This is a genomic window from Falsiroseomonas ponticola (assembly GCF_016805305.1).
Taxonomy (GTDB): Bacteria; Pseudomonadota; Alphaproteobacteria; order Acetobacterales; family Acetobacteraceae; genus Falsiroseomonas; species Falsiroseomonas ponticola.
The window spans coordinates 1096369-1114602 of the sequence record NZ_JAERQN010000001.1; the positions used below are offsets into that span (position 1 = coordinate 1096369).

18 protein-coding genes are annotated in these 18234 nt (G+C 70.3%); 8 read left to right on the plus strand and 10 right to left on the minus strand.

All coding sequences use genetic code 11. The annotated features are described in order from the left end of the window. Positions 1 to 3: 3 nt before the first annotated feature. The 6 genes from JJI54_RS05305 to JJI54_RS05330 form a co-directional block, all read right to left on the minus strand. On the minus strand, positions 4 to 1389 hold the full coding sequence (locus JJI54_RS05305) for an esterase-like activity of phytase family protein (RefSeq protein ID WP_203071617.1): 1386 nt from the start codon (positions 1387 to 1389) through the stop codon (positions 4 to 6). A 92-nt stretch (positions 1390 to 1481) separates the two neighbouring features. Continuing rightward, positions 1482 to 1658, minus strand: a complete 177-nt coding sequence (locus JJI54_RS05310) for a hypothetical protein (protein WP_203071619.1) — start codon at positions 1656 to 1658, stop codon at positions 1482 to 1484. Positions 1659 to 1892: 234 nt separating this feature from the next. Then, positions 1893 to 3446 carry an ABC transporter substrate-binding protein gene (locus JJI54_RS05315; RefSeq protein ID WP_203071621.1) on the minus strand — a complete coding sequence of 518 codons (1554 nt, stop codon included), beginning with the start codon at positions 3444 to 3446 and terminating at the stop codon, positions 1893 to 1895. Positions 3447 to 3467: 21 nt separating this feature from the next. Next, entirely contained in the window at positions 3468 to 4637 is a 1170-nt protein-coding gene (locus JJI54_RS05320) for an ROK family transcriptional regulator (RefSeq protein ID WP_203071622.1), read from the minus strand. Between the two features lie 110 nt (positions 4638 to 4747). Further along, on the minus strand, positions 4748 to 5362 hold the full coding sequence (locus tag JJI54_RS05325; protein WP_203071624.1) for a GAF domain-containing protein: 615 nt from the start codon (positions 5360 to 5362) through the stop codon (positions 4748 to 4750). Between the two features lie 2 nt (positions 5363 to 5364). Further along, positions 5365 to 6363 carry a TRAP transporter substrate-binding protein gene (locus tag JJI54_RS05330; RefSeq protein WP_203071626.1) on the minus strand — a complete coding sequence of 333 codons (999 nt, stop codon included), beginning with the start codon at positions 6361 to 6363 and terminating at the stop codon, positions 5365 to 5367. A gap of 67 nt (positions 6364 to 6430) precedes the next feature. Here JJI54_RS05330 and JJI54_RS05335 point away from each other — a divergent pair, with 67 nt between their 5' ends. Beyond that, positions 6431 to 8476 carry a TRAP transporter large permease gene (locus JJI54_RS05335; protein ID WP_203071628.1) on the plus strand — a complete coding sequence of 682 codons (2046 nt, stop codon included), beginning with the start codon at positions 6431 to 6433 and terminating at the stop codon, positions 8474 to 8476. 6 nt (positions 8477 to 8482) lie between these two features. On the opposite strand, the gene JJI54_RS05340 is transcribed toward JJI54_RS05335, so the two are convergent. After that, positions 8483 to 8872 carry a RidA family protein gene (locus JJI54_RS05340; protein ID WP_203071630.1) on the minus strand — a complete coding sequence of 130 codons (390 nt, stop codon included), beginning with the start codon at positions 8870 to 8872 and terminating at the stop codon, positions 8483 to 8485. A 38-nt stretch (positions 8873 to 8910) separates the two neighbouring features. Here JJI54_RS05340 and JJI54_RS05345 point away from each other — a divergent pair, with 38 nt between their 5' ends. Next, positions 8911 to 10419 carry an ABC transporter substrate-binding protein gene (locus JJI54_RS05345; RefSeq protein WP_203071632.1) on the plus strand — a complete coding sequence of 503 codons (1509 nt, stop codon included), beginning with the start codon at positions 8911 to 8913 and terminating at the stop codon, positions 10417 to 10419. Here JJI54_RS05345 and JJI54_RS05350 read toward each other — a convergent pair. The 3 genes from JJI54_RS05350 to JJI54_RS05360 are packed head-to-tail and all read right to left on the minus strand — an operon-like array spanning position 10416 to position 12864. Continuing rightward, positions 10416 to 11372 carry a Bug family tripartite tricarboxylate transporter substrate binding protein gene (locus JJI54_RS05350; RefSeq protein ID WP_203071634.1) on the minus strand — a complete coding sequence of 319 codons (957 nt, stop codon included), beginning with the start codon at positions 11370 to 11372 and terminating at the stop codon, positions 10416 to 10418. The two genes, JJI54_RS05345 and JJI54_RS05350, sit on opposite strands and share 4 nt — an antisense overlap. Then, positions 11369 to 11998, minus strand: a complete 630-nt coding sequence (locus JJI54_RS05355; protein ID WP_203071636.1) for a fumarate hydratase C-terminal domain-containing protein — start codon at positions 11996 to 11998, stop codon at positions 11369 to 11371. The genes JJI54_RS05350 and JJI54_RS05355 overlap by 4 nt, the downstream gene beginning before the upstream one ends. Beyond that, positions 11995 to 12864, minus strand: a complete 870-nt coding sequence (locus tag JJI54_RS05360) for a fumarate hydratase (RefSeq protein ID WP_203071638.1) — start codon at positions 12862 to 12864, stop codon at positions 11995 to 11997. Before JJI54_RS05360 ends, JJI54_RS05355 begins: the two co-directional genes overlap by 4 nt. A 74-nt stretch (positions 12865 to 12938) precedes the next feature. Between JJI54_RS05360 and JJI54_RS05365 the strand changes: the two genes are divergently transcribed. The 6 genes from JJI54_RS05365 to JJI54_RS05390 all read left to right on the plus strand — a co-directional run bounded on the left by JJI54_RS05365 (position 12939) and on the right by JJI54_RS05390 (position 18234). Beyond that, positions 12939 to 13877, plus strand: a complete 939-nt coding sequence (locus JJI54_RS05365; protein ID WP_203071640.1) for a 2-hydroxyacid dehydrogenase — start codon at positions 12939 to 12941, stop codon at positions 13875 to 13877. A 90-nt stretch (positions 13878 to 13967) separates the two neighbouring features. Further along, positions 13968 to 14597, plus strand: coding sequence for a glutathione S-transferase family protein (locus JJI54_RS05370; RefSeq protein ID WP_318987447.1), 630 nt, complete (start codon positions 13968 to 13970; stop codon positions 14595 to 14597). 5 nt (positions 14598 to 14602) lie between these two features. Then, the gene (locus tag JJI54_RS05375; protein WP_203071642.1) at positions 14603 to 15808 is read left to right on the plus strand and encodes a CaiB/BaiF CoA transferase family protein; all 1206 of its coding nucleotides are present in this window, start codon (positions 14603 to 14605) and stop codon (positions 15806 to 15808) included. Between the two features lie 2 nt (positions 15809 to 15810). Continuing rightward, positions 15811 to 16401, plus strand: coding sequence for a carboxymuconolactone decarboxylase family protein (locus tag JJI54_RS05380; protein ID WP_203071644.1), 591 nt, complete (start codon positions 15811 to 15813; stop codon positions 16399 to 16401). After that, a complete protein-coding gene (locus JJI54_RS05385) occupies positions 16398 to 17228 on the plus strand; it encodes an amidohydrolase family protein (protein WP_203071646.1) in 831 nt (276 codons plus the stop codon). Before JJI54_RS05380 ends, JJI54_RS05385 begins: the two co-directional genes overlap by 4 nt. A 31-nt stretch (positions 17229 to 17259) precedes the next feature. Next, positions 17260 to 18234, plus strand: coding sequence for a Bug family tripartite tricarboxylate transporter substrate binding protein (locus tag JJI54_RS05390; protein WP_203071648.1), 975 nt, complete (start codon positions 17260 to 17262; stop codon positions 18232 to 18234).

Sequence of the window (18234 nt, forward strand, 5' to 3'; positions counted from 1 at the left end):
GCGTCAGCGCGCGCGCAGCAATTCGGGCACGCGCAGCAGGATCAGCTCATTCGCATCGGCCTGGAAGAAGTGGCGTCCGGCGCTGAAGGGCAGGTTGTTGTCGTTGCCGACGATGATGTGGTCTTCATCCACCATCGCCACATCCTCGATGGTGAAGAAGGGGAAGGTGAAGCGGTCGCGCGGCGCATTCGCGGGCAGGTCGCCGCGGATGCGCGCCAGGCCTTCGCTGTCGCGGATGGCCATCAGGTCGATATGCCCGATCTTGCGCACGAAGCCCTCGGCATCCGTCTGCGCCATGTCCACCAGCGTGATGCGCTTGACGCGCGCGGGCAGCGGGAAGCAGGGGGCGGCGCGCGTCGGCTGCTGGCCCTGGCCGCAGGCGAGGCCGGGGTCGCCCTCCCCGTTGTCGCGCTCGATCACCAAGGCGCGCGTGGCATCGATGAAGTTGAAGTCGCCGATCGCGGTGGCTCCCGGCGTCAGGCGGAAGCGCGCGGTGCGGCCGGTCCATTCCCCGCGCGGCACGCTGTATTCCAGCACGCGCAGGAACTGGCCTTCCGGCTGGTCGGAATTGGGCGCGAAGAGCGGCTGTTCCAGCATGGCCCAGATCGTCTGCCCATCCGGCGTCAGCGCCATGCCCTCATAGCCCCCGGAGCGCCGGACGCGGTAGGCAACGCCGGCCGTGGGCGTGGCGGCGACCTGCAGCGCGGGATTGTCCGGGCCCATCAGCACCTGGTTGTCCATCCGAGTCTCGACCACGCGCAGCACGCGGCCCGCGGCATCGACATGGACAAGGAAGGGGCCGAATTCCTCGCCGATCATGAAGCTGCCATCGGGCAGGGGCTGGATGCTCTCCGGATCGAAATCGGCGCCGGTGAGGTAGCGCGCATCGGTGCCCTCATGCGCGATGCGGAAGGGGATGCGGCGCAGCGGGTCGGAGAGGAAGACCGTGCGCAGCAGTTCCACCTGGCCGCTCTGCCAGTCGGGGCGCACCTTGTGGAACATCAGCAGCGTGTCGCCGCTGTTGCGGCGGTTGCCGAAGCCGTTGTCGGTCAGCACCCAGTAGTTGCCGGGCTCGCCCGCCACGGGCTTGATGCCGGAGAAGCCCTGCACGGGCTGGCCGATGAAGGGGAAGGCGATGCCGGTGGGGCGGTTGCCGTGCAGCGGCCCCGTATCGCCCATCACCGCGCCCGGCCGGTCGATGCGAAGGTTGCCGGGCCCCGCGAACTTGCCGGAGACCAGCGCATCCCGCGGCGCATCGGCCGGCGGCAGCGCCATGGTGAAGGCGGGCAGGATGGCATGGCCGGCCAGGGTCGCTTCGAAGCGCTGGTCGGCGATGGCGGCGTGAGACAGGCCGATCAGGGCCGTGGCGGCAAGCAGCAGGCGTCGCATCGCGATATGTCCATCCCCCGGTTGATGGGCCGGGCTTTAGACAGGGCGCGTTGCCGCTGCTTGACGGTGATGTGACGTTGTCGTGGCGGCGGTCACGGCTGGCCCTGCCAGGGCGGGCCATCCAGCAGGCGGTCGATCCAGGCGCGCGCCTCCGCCATCAACGCGGCGCGGCCCTGCGGCACGTTGTTGCGCAGCTGGATGGGCGGCCGCGCCGGCACCGGCGCCACGGGGATGATGCGCACGGCCCAGCCGCGCCGGCGGCGCGACACGCGGATGCAGTGCCCGCGATGGAAACTGGCACCCGCCCCGCATCCCTCGGCCACGCGTCATCCGCCCCTGTCATCGGCAGGAGCCTCGCCTCGCCGCCGCCCGCGGGCAAGGCCGGCCATGCGGCCGGGCGATGACGCTTCCATGAAGTATCGATGACATCCCCGCGCGCCGCGTCGCGCTCCGCGCATTCCGCCGGGGAGAAGGGGGCGCCGGCCGCGGCGCCCCCTTCGCCGTCAGCGCCGGCTGACGTTCCAATAGACCGGAGCGGGCGGGTTCAGCAGGCCCGTCAGGTTCGCCCGGTGCGCGCGCAGCTGGTACTGCACGCCGATCGGGATGTAGGGCACCGTCTGCAGCGCGCGCGCCTGGATCTGGGCGGCGATCTCCCGCTTGCGCGCCTCGTCCGGCGTATCGGCGAAGGCGGCGCGCAGGCGCTCGATCTCCTCGTCGCAGGGCCAGCCGAACCAGGCGCGGTCGCAGTTGGACCGCAGGCCGAGGTGGCTGACCGGCTCCATCATGTCGAGCCCGCCGGGGCCGGAGATGAAGACGCTCCAGCCGCCGCGCGCCACCGGCTCCCGCGACTGCCGCCGTGCCACCACCGTCGCCCAGTCCATCGCCTGCACATCGGTGCGCAGCCCGATGCTGCGGAACAGCTGGTCGGCCACCAGCGTGAAGGCGTTGATGTTGGTGTTCTCCGCGGCATTGAGGAACACCACCGGCGTCCCGTCATACCCGCTCTCCCGCACCAGCTGCCGCGCGCGGTCGAGGTTCACCGAAGGCCAGCCCGCCGTCGAATGATAGGGGGAGGAGCAGACATAGAAGCTGTTGCACACACGCCCCTGGGACGGGTCCGTTGTGACGGCGCTGAGAAAATCCTGGCCGTTCACGGCATGCAGCAGCGCCTGGCGCAGCACCGGGTTGTTGAAGGGCGGCTGCGTCGTGTTCAGGCGGATCTGCTGCGCGACGCCCAGATCATCCTGGTTGGCGACGGTGATGTTGCGGTCGCGGCGCAGGACGGAGAGCAGGTCCGCCGGGATGTCCTCCGCGATGTCGATCTCGCCCTTGCGCAGCGCGTCGATCGCCGTCTGCTGGTCCGGCATGATCAGCCATTCCACGCGGTCGAAGCGCGCGACGCGCCCGCCCGAAAGCCCGGCCGCGGCCTCGCCACGCGGGCGGTAGCCGGCATGGCGCGCGAAGACCAGCCGGTCGCCCGCGCGCCATTCATTCGCGACGAAGCGATAGGGCCCGCTGCCCAGCACTTCCGGCACCGGGCGGTTCGCGGGCGTCTGCGCCAGGCGTTCCGGCATGATGAAGGGCACCGGCGCGGCGGGCTTGCCCAGCGCCTCCAGCACCATGCCCCAGGGCGTGTTGAGCGTGAGGGTGAAGGCATTCGCGCCCTCCGCCTCGAACACCGCGCCGCGGGCGATCAGCTGCTGGCCGAGCCCGTCATTCTGCGCCCAGCGGCGGAGCGAGGCGACGACATCCGCCGCGGTGACCGGGGAGCCATCCTGGAACACCAGCCCTTCGCGCAGGCGGAAGCGCCAGACGCGGCCGCCTTCCAGCACCTCATGGCTTTCCGCCATCTGCGGGCGGATGCGCAGCTGGTCATCCACGGCGAAGAGCGTGTCATAGACCATGTAGCCCATGTTCCGGGCCATGCTGTCCGACCCCAGATGCGGGTCCGTGATGCGCACATCGCCGGAGGGCTTCACGCGCAGCGTGGATTGCGCGGCGACCGGGAGGGCGGTGGCGGCGAGCAACGCCAACGCCAGGGTGACGGATCTTTTCATCTGCGTTCCTCTCTGATGGGGTCAGCCGGCAAGCCTGGCCGGCGGCGTTTCATCCTGCGGTGCCAGCCCGCCCTGGCGGATCAGGGCGTGCACGGCGAAGGCCAGGGCGGCGGCGGGTTCCTGGCCGATGGCGGGGGCGATGAAGCGGATCGCCTGGCGGGCGCCGCCGAACAGGCTGCGGTCCATCCCCTCGGTCACCGCCTCGCGCATCGCCTCGGGTAGCGCGGCCGGCCAGCCGCAAAGCACGACGCGTGCCGCCGGCATCAGGTTCAGCGCATTGCCGATGACGAGGCCGGTGCGGAACAGGGCCAGGCGGATCGCGGCTTCCCGCCGCGGCGTCATGCGCACCAGGGTCGGCCATCCCGCGCCGGCCGCCGCCAGCGCCGCCTCCTCCACCCCGCAGAGCAGCGCGAGCGTGACGGTGGAGGCACTGGCCTCCAGGCAGCCGCGATGGCCGCAGCGGCAGGGATCGCCGGCGGGGTCGAGCACGACGTGGCCGATCTCGATCGGCTGGATGGGGTCGGCGGCCGTCACCGCATCCACCCAGGCGCCGCCGACGCCATGGCCGAGATAGACGAAGAGGTGCCGTTCCTCGACCGGTGCCGCGCCCCGCCCATGCAGGTGCACGGCGGCCAGCGCCGCGACGCTGTTGGCGATGGCGACGGGCACGCCGGGGAAGGCGGCGCCGAGTGCCGCTTCCAGCCCGGCGGGATCGACGGGCAGGATCGGGTTCGGGCTGGCGCCATGGCCGGGGATGGAGACGGCGATCTGCCGCGGTGGCGCGCCGGCGCGGGCGCACCAGCCGCGCAGCTCCGCAATGGCCTCGCCGATCGCGGCCGCCACCGCCCCGGGCGGGCTGCCGGCGGGCAGGGCCAGGCGCGCGCTGCCATCGACCTCCCCCCCCAGCGTGGCGAGGCCGACGCCCAGCCGGTCATTGGCGAATTCCAGCCCGGCCACGCGCTGATCCTTGCGCAGCGTAACCATGGCGGAGGGGCCGCCGGGATAGGGGGCGGGGCGGCGCACCTCCTCCACCAGATTGTCCTGTCGCAGCTCCGCCAGGATGCGGGAGATGCTGGCCTCCGTCAGGCGGCATTCCGCGGCCAGGCGTGGCCGGAACAGGCCATCGCTGGCCAGCAGCCGGCCGAGGATGGCGGCGCGCGTCTGGCGGCGGGAACGCGGTGGCTCGGACATCATCCTTCCCTTGCCCGGCGCCAGGCCGGGCTGATTCATACTTAGGGTAAGGATCAGCCGAAATTCAGGGCGGCGTCAACGCCGCCCTTTCCGCTCAGCCCCCTTTACGATCAGCCTTGGGCGTCCACGCCTTCCCGGTCCACCCGATAGGCATCGGCGGGGTCCGCATTGGCGGCCAGCCAGGCCGGCCCGCCCTTGGCGATCCAGCACCCCGCCGCGATGCGCGACGCCGCGACGATGATGGAGAGATCGACCGGCCGCATGGTGTGGCGCGCCTGTGCCGCCATGATCAGCTGCCCGTGGAACTCTCCCTCCCACATGATGGGCGCGAAGATGGTGGAGCCCATGCGGGACGTCTTCAAATACTGCCGGAAGGTCCCGTGCTCATCCGTGTTCTCCAGCAGCAGCTTGGAGCGGTTGGCATAGACCCAGCCGGGATGGCCGCCATCGATCGGCACCATCAGCCGTCGCTGTTCCGGCGGGAAGCCGAGGCTGCCGACCAGCATGTGGTAGCGCTTGTCAGGCAGCACGAAGAAGGCGCCGGCCACGAAATACTGGCGCTCGCCCGGCTTCAGCGCCCCGGGCCGGAGATGCGCCTCCCGGTCGCCCAGCAGGTCGAAGCAGCCGCGGGCCAGGGCCTGCATCGCCTCCTCCGGCCCCGGCGCATCCAGCGCCTCGGCGCCGGCCTTCTCCAGCATCGCCAGGCCGGCCTGCGGCAGTTCCATGCTCACAGCGCCTGGATCCGGCGCACCAGCGCGCGGCCGTCATTGCCCGCGCGTTCGCAGCGCTGGTACCAGTTCTCGAACACCGCCTCGACATTCGCGGGCGCGAACATCTTCGCCAGTTCCGCCTCCGGCGCGACATAGTGGTTCATGCCGGAAGCGACGAGCCGCTGGATCGCGGCCGCGCTGAAGGGCGCATGGTTGGCGAAGTGCTCATCCTCGATCTTGCGGAACTCGGCCTGCACCACGGGCTTCAGCGCCTCCGGCAGCCGCCCCCAGACCTGCGCATTCACCACCAGCGACCAGGGCACGATGGTGCCGATGCGCCAGGTGGAGAAATCCCTGGTCACGTTGTGGAAGCCGAAGCCGCCCGCGGTGCCGACGCTGGTCATCACGAGGTCCACGATGCCGCGCTGCAGCGCGGGCACGATCTCCCCGAAGGGCACCGGCGTCGGCGCCGCGCCGATCTTCTGCATCAGCGCGCCGGCTTCCGTGTTGTGCACGCGCACCTTCTTGCCGGCGAAATCCGCCACCGTCCGCAGCGGCGCGCGGGAGATGATGCACTGGTCCTCGAAGACGCCGGTGGCGAGCTGCACGGACCGGTAGCGGTCCCGCCAGACCTTCGCCATCTCGTCGCGCAGCAGCGGGTCGAGCATGCGCTGGTAGCGCGCGACATCGGTGATGAGGCCTGGGAGGTGGCCGAAATTGATGTAGGGCGCCTCCGCGGACAACCACGGGGAGACGGCGAAGCTGCCATCCAGCCGCCCGTCCCGCACCGCCGCCGGCTGCTCCGGCCCCGCCACCAGCGTGTCGTAGAGCTCGATCGTCAGCCGCCCGCCGGTCGCCTGCGCGATGCGCCCGGCGGAGGGGCGCAGCGTCTCCACATAGGAGGAGCCGGTCGCGTTCACGAAGCCGATGTTCCAGCGGATCGGCGCCTGCGCCAGGGCCGGTGCCGCCAGCCCCGCCGCGATGGTGGACCCCAGCAAGCCGCGTCGCGTGACCATCATCGCCCCCTTGTCTTTGTCCGGACAAATCTTCACGCTGCCGCTTTGTCGCTGTCAAGCGCGGGGAATGATGCAGGATCACGGTGCGACCGAAGCGGATTCGGCAACACTCGGCGGGCGCATCGCCCGCGCCCTCTGCCAGGTGATGCTCTGGCTGGCGGTGGCCGGCGTGGTCGCCATGGCGCTCTCCACCACCTATGACGTCGGCGTCCGCTACGCCTTCAACGCGCCGACGGTCTGGGCGACGGAGCTCAGCACCTATTTCCTCATCGCCACCATCTTCCTCGGCGCCGGCGCCACGCATCTCGCGGGCGCCAATGTCCGCGTGGAGTTCCTGCCGAACCTGCTGCAGGGCGCGGTGCGGCGGGACCTGGAGATCGCCTGCGCCTGGGTCGGGCTGCTGATCACCCTGCTGGCTGCCTGGCAGTCGGCGCTGATGGTGGCCTCGGATTATGTGAACGAGGCGCGGATCTTCTCCCTGCTGCTGACGCCGACCTGGATGCCGAAGCTGCCGATCGCCATCGGCCTGGCCGGGCTCGCGCTGGCGCTGCTGGTGGAGGTCGAGACGCTCTCCGCGCATCTCCCGCGCTGGCGGCGGACGCTGCCCTATGCGCTGGTGCTGGTCCTGGCGCTGCTGCTGCTGTCCTTCGGGCGGGACGTGCCGATGAGCGGCATCGGGCGCATCGACCTCGGCAGCGTGCTGGTGCTGGCGGCGGTGCTGTCGGGCAGCTTCGTCGCGGGGCTGCGGCCGGGGCTGATGGCGGCGGGCGGGCTGCTCGGCTGCATCGCGCTCTTCGCCGTGGCGAAGGATTGGGGCGCGGGCACGCTGGCCCTGCTGCTCTTCGCCGGCATCGCGGGCTTCCTGGCCACGGGGCTCCGCATCGCCTTCGCCCTCGCTTTGGTCGGGTTGCTGGCGATCTACTTCCTGCTGCCCATGCCCTTCCCGATGACGATCGCGGAGCGTGCCTGGTCCGGCGTCAACAGCTTCTCCCTCACCGCCGTGCCGCTCTACGTCCTGATGGGCGCGCTGCTGGTGCGCAGCCGGCTGTCGGACGAGCTGTTCGTGGTGATGGCCCGCGTGCTGGCGCCGCTGCCGGGGGGCCTCGCCCATGCCGCGACGGCGGGATGCGGCATCTTCGCCGCCGTCTCCGGATCCTCCGTCGCCACCGCCGCGACGGTCGGCTCTGTCGCCTGCCCGGAGATGACGCGCCGCCGCTACAGCCCGGCGCTGGCCTATGGCAGCGTCGCCGCGGGCGGCACGCTCGGCATCCTCATCCCGCCCAGCGTGCCGATGATCATCTACGCGACCACGGTCGGCGTTTCCGTGGTGGAGCTTTTCCTGGCCGGCATCCTGCCGGGCATCCTGATGATGCTGCTCTTCATGGGCGTCATCCTGGGCTGGGTCTGGCTGAGGCCGCAGGATGCGCCTTCCATCCGCCGTGGAGAGGGTCCGCCCCTGTCCCGCGACAGCCTGGTGGATAGCGGGCTGGTGCTGCTGCTGATCCTGATGGTGATCGGCTCGCTCTATGGCGGGCTCGCCACGGCGTCGGAGACGGGCGCCATCGGCGCGGCCGCCGCCTTCCTCTTCGCGCTGGCCCGCGGGCGCCTTTCCCGCGCCATGCTCTGGGCCTGCCTGGAGGAGACGGTCGTCGTCACTTCCTTCATCTTCATCATCGTCGTCGGCGCCAACATCCTCTCCTACGGCTTCGACTTCCTGAAGGTGTCGCAGCAGGTGATGAGCCTCGCGACCGGCGGCGGGCTTGATCGCTGGACGGTGTTCCTGGCGATCATCCTGGTCTATGTGATCCTCGGCATGTTCCTCGACAGCATCTCCATGCTGGTGCTGACCCTGCCGGTGGTGTTTCCCGTCAGCCAGGCGCTGGGCTTCGATGCCATCTGGATGGGCGTCATCCTGGTGATCATGGCGGAGGTCGGGCTGATCACGCCACCGGTCGGCATGAACCTCTTCGTGCTGCAGGGCATCGGCAAGGATGTATCCCTGCGCACCATCGCGCTGGGCGCACTGCCCTTCCTGGGCGCGATGATGCTGACGGTGCTGCTGCTGTGCCTGCTGCCCTCCATCGCGCTGGTGCTGCCGGCGATGATGAAGTGAGTCCCTTCAATCCTCGATCACCGCGATCGCCTCCATCTCGATCATGAAGTCGGGATGGGTCAGGCGCTGCACCTGCACGCCGGTGCTGGCCGGGGGATGCGCGCCGAAGAATTCCTCCCGCACCGCCCAGGCTTCCGGCGCGCGCGCCATGTCGGTCATGAAGGCCGTCAGCTTCACGATGTGGCGAAGATCGCCGCCGGCCGCGCGAATGATCGCTTGCAGGTTCGCGATCACCTGCCGCGTCTGCGCCGCCATGTCGCCCTTTCCGATGATCGTGCCCGCGGCATCGCGCGCCAACTGCCCGGAGATGAACACCATGCCGTTCACCTTCACAGCCTGGCTGAAGAAGGGCGGGGTCGGCGCGCATTCCGCCGACTTCACAACCTCACGCGGCATCCACTAGGCTCCTTCACGGGGAAACGAGGCATCATCGCATGAAATCCGCAGGCCGCATCATCGCCGCCGCGCTGCTGGCCGCGACACCCGCGCTGGCGCAGCAAGCGGGCACGCTGCGCATCGGCCTGGCGTCGGATATCGATACGCTCGATCCCGTGCTGTCCAACACCATCGCGGGCCGCAGCGTGCTGACGGCGCTCTGCGACAAGCTGCTCGACGTGGATGCGAACCTGAACTTCGTACCGCGCCTGGCGGAGCGCTGGGCCTGGAGCGAGGATCGCCGTGCGCTGACCCTGACGCTGCGGGCCGGCGCCACCTTCCATGACGGCACGCCGGTCGATGCGGAAGCCGTGCGCTTCAGCCTCACCCGCGCCGCGACGCTCCCTTCCTCCCGACGCCGCAGCGAGATCGCGGAGATCAGCGCGATCGAGGTGCCGGATGCGCGCACCGTCGTGCTGCGCCTCTCCGCCCCCTCCGCGCCCCTGCTGGCACAACTCGCGGATCGCGCGGGGATGGTGATGTCGCCAAGCGCCGTGCAGGCTGCTGGCAACGACTTCGCCCGCGCCCCCATCTGCTCCGGCCCCTTCGCCTTCGTGGCCCAGGTGCCGCAGGAACGGATCGACTTCCGTCGGTTCCCTGGCCACTGGAATGCGGCCGAGGTGAAGGTGGAAAGCGTCAGCTTCCGCCCCATCCCCGACAGCACGGTGCGCATCCTCAACCTGCGATCCGGCACGCTAGATCTGGTGGAGCGCGTGGCGGCGAATGACGTCGCCGGCCTGCGCCGCGACACGCGGCTGCGCTATGCGGAGGCGCGGGGCTTCGGCTTCACCTCCATCATCGCCAATGTCGGCAACGGCCCGCGCGCCCAGAACCCCTTCGGCCAGGATGCACGGCTGCGCCAGGCCTTCGACCTGGCGCTGGATCGCGAAGCGCTGAACCAGGTGGTGTTCGAGGGTGCGAATACCCCCGGCAACCAGCCCATCCCGCCCGGCAGCCCCTTTTACGCGGCTTCCTTCCCGATGGCGCCGCGCGATGTCGCGGCCGCGCGCCGCTTGCTGGCTGAAGCCGGCCAGCCCAGCCCGCAGGTCACGATGCTGGTCCCCAACATCCCCGAATTCCGCCAGATGGCAGAGGTGATGCAGGCCATGGTGCGCGACGGCGGCTTCGACCTGCGGATCGAGGTGCGCGAACTCGCCACCGCGGCCGGCATGATGAATCGCGGCGAGTTCCAGGCCTTCCTGATCGGCTGGTCCGGCCGCGTCGATCCCGATGGCAACATCTTCGCCTTCAACCACTGCCGCGGTGCCAACAACGACAGCAAATTCTGCGACCCGCGCGTGGATGCCGCGCTGGAAGCCGCGCGCGCCAGCGTCGAGCCCGCGGAGCGTGCGCGCCACTACGCGGCGGCACTCGGCATCGCGCTGCCCGACCGCCACCGGATCTACCTCGTGCATGAGGGCTGGCGCTTCGCCCACGCATCGCGCCTGTCGGGCTTTCGGGCCTTGCCCGATGGCATCATGCGGCTCGAGGGTATTTCCCTTAACTAATCCAGCTTGAGGCCCGTCCGCGCGCCGACCTCCGCCCAGTCCCGCGTCTCCGTCGCCAGCAACTCGGCAAATTCGGCGGCGGAGGAAGCCACCACTTCGAGCCCGGCCTCCAGCGCACGCCGCCGGAAGTCGGGTACCGAGGAAACCTCCCGGATCGCATCGCCCAGCACGGCGCGGATGGAATCCGGCGTCGCGGCCGGCACCAGCACGCCGAACCAGGCGCTGGTGACGAAGCCCGGCACGCCGCTTTCCACCAGCGTCGGCACGTCGGGCGCCAGCGCCGTGCGCGTGGGCGCGCTGACCGCGATCAATCGCGCGCTGTCCCCGCGGGACTGCGCCAGCGCCACGGGCAGGCTTTCGAACACCAGCTGCACCAGCCCCGCCGCGAGGTCCGGATAGACCGCGCCGCTGCCGCGATAGGGCACATGCACCATGTCCACGCCGGCGATGAGCTTGAGGCGTTCCGCCAGCAGATGCGTCGCCGATCCCGTGCCGCCGGAGGCGATGTTCAGCGCCCCCGGCCGCGTCCGCGCCATGGCCAGCACCTGCGGCAGGTCCACCGCCCCCAGCCGTGGCGAGGCCAGCAGCCCATGCCAGGCCCGCATCACCAGGCTTACCGGCGCGAAGTCCCGCGCGGGGTCATAGGGCAGCCGTCCGCGCAGCGCCGCCGCGATGGACAGCACGCCCGACGATCCCCAGAGCAGGGTCAGCCCATCCGGTGCCGCCTTCGCCACGCTATCCGCGCCGATGGCGCCGCCCGCACCGGTGCGGTTCTCCACCACCACGGATTGCCCAAGCCGCTGCCCCAGCGGCTCTGCGAGCAATCGCGCCGCGAGGTCCACGCTGCCGCCCGGCGCGAAGGGCACCACCAGCCGCAACGGCCGCGACGGCATCCAGCTTTGCGCGACCGCGGGCGAGGCGACGGTCGCCAGCAGCAGCGCGCGGCGTTTCATGCACCCGCCCTGTCGCGCGAAAGCTGCTCCAGGATCGCCGGCATGCGTGCCGTCGCGTCGGCGGCGATGCTCTCGAACAGGCTGTTGCCATGGGCGTCGATGCCGACGGTGACGGGCCCCAGCCCCTCCACCGCCACGCGCACCAGGCGGTAATGCGCGACCAGGTCATTCCACGCGACCTGCTTCACTGCCTTGATCGCGGCCGAATGCAGCGGCGCGCCGCCGCCGAGGAAGGAGAAATAGACGCAGCCCACCTCCTGCATCGCCTCCCTGCACGCCGCATCCAGCCCGCCCTTGCCGCCAACGGATGTCAGCCCGTAGTGGCGGATCAGCCGCGGCATCAGCGGATTGAAGCGCGTGCTGGTGGTGGGGTTCATGTAGAGGATCTCCAGCCCCCCATCCTCCGCATCCCGGCTGTAGGAGCCGAGATGCAGCAGCGACCCGTTCTGCAACTCGATCGGCGGCTTCTCGCCCTTCTCCATGCAGGCGAGAATGCGGTGATGCGTCGGCAGCCCCGCCGTGATGACGATCTCCCCATCCAGCAGCACCATGTCCCCCGCCCGCAGGCTCCGCGCGTCTTCGCGGGAGAGCGGCATCCGTACACGACGGTACTCGAGCAAATTCATTCAATGCGCTCCACGGAGCCATCCGCATGCAGCCGGGCGCGGGTGCGGCGGTTGATCCAGCAATTGAAGCAGACGGCGACGGGCGTGTAGCCATGGCCGCTGGCGTAATCGACATGCACCGCCAGTGCCGTGGTGTCGCCGCCCGTACCCATCGGCCCGAAGCCGGTGGCGTTGACCGCGCGCAGCAGCCTCTCCTCCATCGCCGCCAGCACGGGCTCGGGATTGGTGCTGCCGATGGGGCGATAGGTCGCCTTGCTCGCGATCTTCGCGGCCACGTCGAAGCTGCCGCCGATGCCGACGCCGATGATCACCGGCGGGCAATGCTGCGACCCCGCCTGCATGACCACCTTCATCACATAGGCCTCGATATCCGCGAGCGACGGGAAGCTGAAGGTCTCCGCCGCCGCCCAGCGGCCGGACCCCAGCGCCTTGGGCTGGCAGGCGAACTCGAGATAATCGGCGCCGCTGATCATGTCCCAGCTCACAAGCGGCATGTCCTTGCCCTTGTAGCCGCGCTCATTCGTCAGCGGGTTCGTCACATGCTTCAGCAGCGGCGGCCTGATCGTCTCCACCAACTCATCGAAGCCATCGACGATGGCGGCCTTGATATCGCCTTCCCACTTCGCGTTGGTCCCGATGCCGACCTGGAAGACGGGCACGCCGGAATCGGAGCACACGAAGCGGTCCGTCTGCTCGGCCCGCAACGCGCTGCCCAGCATGATCTCCAGCACCCGTTGCGCGCCCGGGTGGGTCTCCGTCTGGCGGGCGCGGCGCAGCCCTTCCTTCGTATCCTCCGGGATGCGGCGCAGCGACCAGTCATAGAGCTGCGCCGTCAGGGTCTTCACGCCCTGGTAGGTGATCGCCATGGCGGCTGGCCTATCCTTCCCCTGAAAAGGCCACTACCCTGACCTTTAAGGCAGTATAGACCGAGGAAACGCCCATGCCGCAACCCGCCGGGGAGAAAGTCCTCGCCATCGTGCCTGCCGCCGCCGACCTGAAGGCCGCGATCGAGGCGCAGGGGCATGTGATCACCGACCTCGCCACCCTGCCGCCCGGCCCCGTGCCCGGCTTCCGCGTGCTGCTCGGCACCGCCATGGCCGGCGCCTCCGCCGAGACCTTCGCGCGCTTCCCGGATGCGAGGCTGCTGGCCAGCATGGGCACGGGGCTCGACCGCATCGACCTCGACGCGGCCCGCGCCCGCGGAATCGCCGTGCTGAACACGCCGGATGTGCTGACGGAGGACACGGCCGATTTCGCGATCGCGCTGCTCTACGGCATCGCCCGCCGTGTGGTGGAGGCCGATGCCTTCGTGCGGTCCGGCGCCTGGGCGAAGGGGCGCCTCTCCCCCTCCACGCGCCTCATCGGCAAGACCTGCGGCATCTTCGGGCTCGGCAAGATCGGCCAGGCCGTGGCGCGGCGGGCTCAGGGCATCGGGATGCACGTCATCTGGTCCGGCCCGCGCCCGAAGCCGGAGGTCACCTGGCCCTATGTCGCGGACCTCGCTGCCATGGTGGATCAGTGCGACGTGCTGGTGCTGACCTGCCCGGGTGGGGCGGAGACTGACCGCATCATCGATGCCGCGATGCTCCAGCGCCTCGGCCCCAAGGGGTTTCTCGTCAACATCTCCCGCGGCACCGTCGTCGATGAACCCGCTCTGGTCGCGGCGCTGAAGGCCGGCACCATCCGCGGCGCCGCCACCGATGTCTTCCGCGCCGAACCCGTGCCCGACCCCGCCATGCTGGAAGCGCCCAACCTGGTGGTCGCGCCGCACTACGCGACCGTGACGCACGAAACCCGCGCCGACATGATCGCCATGCTCGCCGATGGCATTTCGGCCTTCGCCGCCGGCCGCTCCCACCACGACGCCACCAAGGGCTGAGACTGGACGCCGGGCCGGGCTTCCGCCATAAGGTCATAGTCCTGACCTTTTGGCCCGGTCCGGATCGCGCCTGCCTGGAGGAAACCAACCGTGACGACCACCCCGCCGCCGATGACGCTGCATTGGTCGCCGCGCTCGCCCTTCGTGCGTAAGGTGATGGTCTTCGCGCATGAGGTCGGGGTGGTGGATCGCCTGCGCACGGTGCGCACGCCCGTCGCCATGACCAAGCCGAACCATGACCTGCTGCCGCTGAACCCCATCGGCAAGATCCCGACGCTGGAACTGGGCGATGGCAGCGTCCTCTACGACAGCGGCGTCATCTGCGAATACCTCGACACGCTGCATGGCGGCCCGCGCCTGATCCCGGTGGAGGGCCCCGCGCGCTGGCTGGAACTCCGCCGCCACGCCATGGCGACGGGCTTCCTCGACACGCTCATCCTCTGGCGGAACGAGCGGGACAAGCAGCACGCCCTGCCCGAACTCCTCGACGCCTTCGCGCTGAAGACGCAGCACGCGCTGCGCGCCATCGACGCGGAGATCGCGGACATCGCCTCGCGGCCGATCGGCCTCGCGCAGGTCACGCTCGGCGTCGTCGGCGCCTATCTCGATTTCCGCTTCGCCGATATCGACTGGCGCACCGCCTGCCCGCGCTTCGCCGCCTGGCATGCCGAATTCGCGAAGCGGCCCTCGATGATGGCGACCGTGGTGGCTGAGGGCTGATCGCCATGGCCGGCCCGCTCTCCCACCTCCGTGTCCTCGACCTCGGCCGCATCATGGCCGCGCCCTGGGCGACGCAGATCCTGGCCGATCTCGGCGCCGACGTGATCAAGATCGAACGTCCCGGCGCCGGCGACGACACGCGCGCCTGGGGCCCGCCCTTCCTGAAGGATCGCGACGGGAACGCGACGAAGGAGGCCGGCTACTACCTCTCCGTCAACCGCGGCAAGCGATCCGTCACCATCGATATCACGCGGCCCGAGGGGCAGGCGGTGGTGCGGAAGATCGCAGAGACGGCGGACATCGTCGTGGAGAACTTCAAGGCCGGCGCGCTGACGCGCTACGGGCTGGATGCCGACAGCCTGCGCAAGCTCAAGCCCAGTCTGATCTGCTGCTCCGTCACCGGCTTCGGCCAGGACGGCCCGCGGCGCGACCAGGCGGCCTATGACTTCATGATCCAGGCCATGGGCGGGCTGATGTCCGTGACTGGGGAGAAGGAGGGCCCGCCGCAGAAGGTCGGCGTTCCCATCGTCGATCTCATGACCGGCATGTACGCCGCGACCGCGATCCTCGCCGCCGTCGCGCATCGCGACCGGACGGGGCAGGGGGAGACGATCGACCTCGCCATGCTGGACGTGCAGACGGCATTTCTCGCGAACCAGGCGATGAACTTCCTCGTGGGCGGCAAGGTCCCGCACCGCGCCGGCAACCGGCACCCGAACATCCAGCCGCAGGATGTCTTCCCCTGCGCGGATGGCTACATCGTCCTCGCCGTCGGGAATGACGGGCAGTTCGCGAAACTCTGCGAGGCGATCGGGCGCCCCGACTGGGCGCAGGACCCGCGCTTCATCAAGAACGCCGATCGCGTGAAGAACGAACTCGTGCTGACGCCGATGCTGACGGAGCGCTTCGCCGATTTCACGCGGCTGGAGCTGACCACGATGCTGGATGCCGCCGGCGTCCCCTGCGGCCCGATCAACACCGTCCCCGACGTGTTCCAGGACCCGCAGGTCAAGCACCGCGACATGCTGCGCATGGTCCCGCATCCCCATGGGCAGGTGCCGCAGGTGGTCAGCCCCATCCGCCTCAAGGACAATCCACTGAGCTTCGATCGCCCGCCGCCGCTGCTCGGCCAGCACACGGCGGAGGTGCTGCGCGAACTCGGCATCGATGACGACGAACAGGCGGCGCTCGCCGCCGCGAAGGTGACCTGACCATGCCGCGCATCCCGCTTCCCTCATCGCGTGACGAGCTGGACGAGGCGCAGCGCAAGGTCTGGGACAGCGTCGTCTCCGGCCCCCGCGGCCAGGTGATCGGCCCGCTGCGCGCGGCCATCCACAATGCCGAACTTGCCGGGCGCTGGTCCGCGCTGGGCGAGTCGCTGCGCTTCTCCACCAGCCTCGACAAGCGCCTGTCCGAACTAGCGATCTGCGTCACGGGCCGCCGCTGGAGCAGCCAGGTGGAGTGGTTCGTCCATGCCGCCACCGCCGCCAAGGTCGGCGTCTCCGCGGCGGTGCTCGATGCCATCCGCGAAGGCCGCGCACCGGCCTTCGACAAGCGCGACGAGGCGGTGGTCTATGAATTCGCCCGCACGCTGCAGGAAGATGGCCGCGTGCCCGACGCGATCTATGACGAGGCGCGCACGCTGTTCGGCGTGAAGGGTGTGGTCGAGCTGACGGCGCTGGTCGGCTACTACACCATGGTCTCCATGACGCTGAACGCGCATGGCGTGCCGCTGCCGGAGGGAGAGGCGGAGCCGCTGGTGCCGCCGCCCTCCGGCCTCTTCACCCTGGCGCCGCTGCCGTGAACGCGACCGTCCCCGCGCCGAGCCTCTCCCGCCCACGCCAGGCGGTGCCGGATGGCGCCTGGGACACGCATACCCATGTCTTCGATGCGCGCTTTCCCGCCGGCGCCTCGCCCTATGCGCTGCCGGAGGCGATGCTGGAGGTGCATGCGGCGATGCGCGCGCAGCTCGGCACCGCCCGCGCCGTGCTGGTGCAGCCCGCCCCCTATGGCCGCGACCCCGCCTGCCTGCTGGACGCGCTGCGCCGCGATTCCGCGCTGCGCGGCGTGATGATCGCCGATGAGACCGTCACCGACGCCACGCTGCGCGATTGGCACGAGGCCGGCATCCGTGCGCTGCGTTTCGTGGAGATGCGCGCCCCCGGCGGCACCGGCCGCTATCCCGGCGCCATCGGCGTGGACACCTTGAAGCTGCTCGCCCCGCGGCTCCGCGCGCTCGGGTGGCAGGCGCATCTCTGGGCCAGCGCGTCCCAGCTCGCGGAACTGCTGCCGGACCTCGCGCCGCTCGGCGTGCCGCTCGTCATCGATCATTGCGGCATGCCGGCCGGGGCCGATGATCCCGGCTTCGCGCAGCTGCTGAGCCTGCTGCGCGATGGCCTGGCCTGGGTGAAGATCACCACCTGCCGCCTGTCCTGCGACCCGCGCCCCATCCAGGATGCGCTGGTGGCCGCCAATCCGGACCGGCTGCTCTGGGGCTCCGACTGGCCCTATGTGCGCATGACGCCGCCGCCCGATGCGGGGGCGATGATGGATGCCTTCAGGGCCGCGCTGGGCGACCCGGACCTGGCGCGCCGCATCCTGGTGGAGAACCCCACCCGGCTCTTCGACTAGAACGAATGAAACAACGGCGGAGGAAACACCCATGAACATCGGACGACGCGGCGCCCTCGGCGCGATGGGCCTGCTGGCCATGCCCGGCCTGGCCCAGGCGCAGGCCACCTTCCCCGACCAGCCCATCCGCATGATCGTGCCCTTCGCGGCCGGTGGTCCCGCCGACATCATTGCCCGCGTCGTCGCCCGCGCCATGTCGGAACGCCTCGGCCGGCCCATCGTGGTGGAAGCGCGCGCCGGCGCGGGCGGCCTGATCGGCGTCGATGTCGCCTCCAAGTCGCGGCCGGATGGCCACACGCTGGTCATGGCGTCCTCCGGCGCCATCGTCATCATCCCGCATATGCGCAGCAACATGCCCTACGACCCGCTGCGGGACCTGACGCCGGTGACGCAGGTGCTGGCGGTGCCGCAGATCGTCTCCGTCGCGCCGAACCTCGCCGTGCGCAACCTGGCGGAGCTGGTCGCCATGGCGAAGGCGAAGCCGGGCGAGCTCACCTTCGGCTCCGCCGGTATCGGATCCTCGCTGCACATGGCGGGTGAGCTGCTGAAGCTGCGCGCCGGCATCGACATCACCCACATCCCCTATGGCGGCGCCGCGCCGGCGGTGACGGATCTGCTCGCGGGCCGTATCCAGATCCTGGCCGCCGACGTCCCCGCGCTGATCGGCCAGGTCCGTGCCGGCGCGCTCCGCGCCCTGGCCGTGACGGCGCAGGAGCGCCTGGCCATCCTGCCGGACGTGCCGACCGCCATCGAGGCCGGCGTGCCCAACATGATCAGCGAGACCTGGTATGGCCTCTTCGGCCCCGCCGCCATCCCGCAGGACCGCGTGGACATCCTGGTCAACGCGGCGCGCGCTTCCCTGCAGGATGCGGAGGTGCGCCGCGTGCTCGGCGAACAGGGCGGCCGCATCGTCGGCAGCACCCCGGCCGAATTCAACACCTTCATCCGCGAGACGAATGCCACCTGGGGCGACGTGGTCCGCACCACCGGCGCGCGGCTGGAGTAG